The organism is Acidimicrobiales bacterium (assembly GCA_035533095.1).
GTDB lineage: Bacteria > Actinomycetota > Acidimicrobiia > Acidimicrobiales > Palsa-688 > DATLUM01.
This window is the reverse complement of the sequence record DATLUM010000095.1, coordinates 1-3,431: the sequence shown is the minus strand read 5'-3', so window position 1 is coordinate 3,431 and position 3,431 is coordinate 1. Positions and strand designations below refer to the sequence as shown.

At 67.0% G+C, this 3,431-nt stretch carries 4 protein-coding genes; 3 read left to right on the top strand and 1 reads right to left on the bottom strand.

All coding sequences use genetic code 11. The features are described from left to right. The first annotated feature begins 206 nt into the window (after positions 1-206). Entirely contained in the window at positions 207-1,919 is a 1,713-nt protein-coding gene (locus VNF71_12100) for an IS1634 family transposase (protein HVA75294.1), read from the top strand. 20 nt (positions 1,920-1,939) lie between these two features. Here the strand turns inward: VNF71_12100 and VNF71_12095 are convergent, their stop codons facing one another. Further along, positions 1,940-2,320 (bottom strand): hypothetical protein, encoded by a 381-nt coding sequence (locus tag VNF71_12095; GenBank protein ID HVA75293.1) that lies wholly within the window; start codon positions 2,318-2,320, stop codon positions 1,940-1,942. Positions 2,321-2,441: 121 nt separating this feature from the next. Here VNF71_12095 and VNF71_12090 point away from each other — a divergent pair, with 121 nt between their 5' ends. Both VNF71_12090 and VNF71_12085 read left to right on the top strand, forming a co-directional pair. Then, on the top strand, positions 2,442-2,753 hold the full coding sequence (locus VNF71_12090) for a DUF6788 family protein (protein HVA75292.1): 312 nt from the start codon (positions 2,442-2,444) through the stop codon (positions 2,751-2,753). Then, on the top strand, positions 2,750-3,431 hold a 682-nt coding region (locus VNF71_12085; GenBank protein HVA75291.1), incomplete at its 3' end, for a transposase. The genes VNF71_12090 and VNF71_12085, both read left to right, overlap by 4 nt.

Sequence of the window (3,431 nt, the reverse complement as noted above, 5' to 3'; positions counted from 1 at the left end):
ACGGCCGCCGAGCGCCGATGTTCTTCCTGGTCAGCGAGGCGTCGGCTCTCCAGTGGGGGGAACTTCGGGCTAGCGGGGGCTTCCGGGCTAGCGCTCTGAGCCGCTGTTTGGCCTGTCCGAAAGTTTCTTCCAAATATCGCTCTGACCAGCGCGTTTGTCCTGGTCAGAGGCTCGCGATTGGTTGGGGGGCGTAGTAGTACCTAGATATGGCATTCATCGTCGGCAAGAAGCAGGACGGAAAGACGTACTACTACCTGGCCGAGTCCGCTCGGGTGGGCGGCGAGCCCCGGATCGTTTCGCAGCGCTACCTCGGCTCTGCGGAGGAGATCGCCGCCCGGCTGTCGGAGTCCGGGCCTGGCGAGCCGGACCGCTCACGTCATCTCGCCTTCGGCGACGTCGCCGCGGTGTGGGAGATGCTGTGCCGGCTTCGCGTCGCCGAGATCGTCGACGAGGTGGTCGGTCCACGTCGCAGCGACGCTGGGGCCTCCGTCGGCACCTACATCGCCCTTGCGACGCTCAACCGTGTGGTCGATCCCTGCTCGAAGCTTGCCTTCTCGGACTGGTGGGACACCACCGCCGGTGATCGGTGGTTGCGCCTTTCTCCAGGTGCGCTCGACCATCGGAGGTTCTGGGAGGCGATGGACGCGATCAGCGAGGAGCAGATCAAAGAGATCGAGCGCCGGATCGTGGCGGCGATGGTCGAGACCTTCGCAGTCGACCTGTCCGGCCTCGTGCTCGACATGACGAACTTCGCTACCTGGATCGACTCGGGTAACGACCGTGCCCCGATCGCCCAGAGGGGACATTCGAAGCAGAAGAGAAACGACCTGCGCATCTGTGGGCTCGGACTCGTCGTCTCGACAGACGGTGGAGTTCCTCTGATCTCCCACGCCTACCCGGGCAACAAGCCCGACGTCACCCAGTTCGGGGCAATGGTGAGCGAGCTCGTCGCCCGCTTCGCGATGCTCCCCCTGCCCGACGGCGCTGTGGGCACAGGCGGCGACCTCACCCTCGTGTACGACGCCGGGCAGAACTCCGACGACAACTACGAACTGCTCGACGGCTCACCACTGCACTTCGTCGGCTCGCTGCCCCCTTCTGATCACCCTGAGCTCCTCGCGGTTCCAAAGGACGCCTACAGCAGCGTCGACGAGGACGCCTTCCCCGGCCTTGTCGCCTTCGAGACCACAAAGGTCGTCTTCGGAAAACGGCGCCGCCTCGTTTGTTGCCACTCGAACGGTCTGCACGAAAAGCAGTCCCGGGGCTTTGTCCAGACCCTTGCAAAGGCGCATCGCCAGCTTGCAGAGATCCAAGCCCGCCTCGCCCGGGGAAAGACCCGAAAGGCGAAAGAGAAGGTCGAGGCCGAGATCGCTGCCATGCTCGCCCCGCGCTGGGTGTCACGGGTCATGACGACCACCCTTGTCGGTGAGGAGCCAGCCGAGCTACGCCTCAGCTTCGCCGTCGACGAGGACGCCCGAGCCAAGCTCGAAGAGGAGCTGTTCGGCAAGCGGATCCTATTCAGCGACAAGACGCTCGATGCGGCGGGAACAAGGACGATCGTCGCCGACTACCGCTCCCAGGAGGCGGTCGAGGGTGACTTCCGCCAGATGAAGGACCCGAAGGTCGTCTCGTTCTCGCCGATGTTCCACTTCACCGAATCCAAGATCCGCGTCCACGCCCTGTACTGCGTGCTCGCGCTCATGGCCGCCCGGCTCATGGTGCGCGAGGCGCACCAGGCGGGGCTGCACCTGTCCGTCCGAGCGCTGCTCTCGAGCCTCGCGGGGATCGAAGAGACGCTCCTTCTCTACCAGGGCGAGCGTGGACGCCCTCGTGCCCGGCGGATGCTCACCGAGAAAGACGCCACCCAAAGCCGCCTCTACGACCTCTTCGGGCTCGAGGCCTACGCACCGAAACGATGAGGCAGACAGGGAGCTAGGTACTACAGACCGCTACCACGAAAACAATGATCTACCTGGGCAAATGAGTCCTCGTCACGAGATAGCCCGGAAGGTTCCGCTAGGAACGTGACGAAGGTCTGCGCCTCGGGGACGACGTCGCCCATGTTCTCGGCCTCCACGATGACCTTGGCGGGGAACAGCTCGAGGAGCACCTCGTCGAAGTCCGCGCATCGCCAGCGGGTGAGGTGCCCGTCCATGTACCCCCACTTGTAGTGCACCAGCTCCTCGAAGCAGTCGGGCCCGAAGGAGGATCCGGTGGCGGTCGACCAGCGGGTGAAGGCCCGCCGGAGGTGGCGCCGGGCCGCCTGGTAGCCGGCTTCGGTGGCGGGATGGGGGTCGAAGCGGGCGACGCGGCCGGGCACCGCCCCATCATCGCCCACGACCTGGGATGGCGTGCTCTCACCCGCTGCACCATCCACCACCGCAGACGGCGGGCCTGGTGTCCTGTGCTGTAGGTAGATAGCCTACAGCAAGGAGCCTCCCGTGTACGCTCGCCCGATCAGGAAGGTGCCGGATCCCCTCGTGGTGCGCGGGGTGCTCTACACCCTGCGGCGTCGCTGCGGTCGCGCCAGCTGCCGCTGTGCTGCAGGCGAGCTGCACGAGACGCCGGCGCTCGCCTATCCCGAGGACGGTCGCACCAAGACGCTCACGCTCTCTGCGGGCGACGTCGCCGAGGTTCGGGCCGCCCTCAAGCGTTACAACGGCGCCAAGTCGGCACTCGACCGCGACGCCGATCGTGGCGTGGCGGCACTGCGGGCGAGAAGGGCAGCCGAGCGCACGACGCGCAAGTCGTGAGTCGCCGCCAGCAGGCCTGGCTGGCGATCACGTCCTCGGTGGCCGAGGCTTTCGTGACCGCATCGTCGGTGGTGCTGTTCTGCGACCTCATGTCGGTCTGGGTGCTCACCACCGCCCGGCGCACGATCGTCCAGATGGTGGCGGTCATGGACCCCGCCACCCGTGGGGCTCACGATGCGTACCACCGCCTGATCCGCGAGAGCGCCTGGTCGCTTCGGCAGTCCTTCGTGGTGCTGTCCCGCCTGGTGGTGCGCCTGGCCGTCGCCGAGGGTCGGCTGGTGCTGTACCTGGACGACACCCTCTTTCACCGTGCCGGCCCCAAGGTCGCCGGCGCAGGCGTCTGGCGCGACGCCGTGCGCTCGACCAAGAGCCGTGTCGTGTACGCACGGGGGCTCAACCTGGTGGTGATGGGCGTGCGGGTGACCCCGCCGTGGGGCGGGATGCCGCTCTGCCTGCCGGTGGCGTTCCGCCTGCACGTAAAGGACCGGCCGACCATGCCCGAGCTCGCAGCGGAGATGATGGCCGAGATCGCCACCATCTTCCCCGAGGCCACCTTCGTGCTGTGCGCCGACGGCGCCTACGCCACGCTGGCGGGCGTGGGTCTCGAACGCACCACGGTCGTCTCCCGCATGCGCCGTGACGCCGCCCTCTACGGTCCCAAGCCCGAGCGGACTGGCA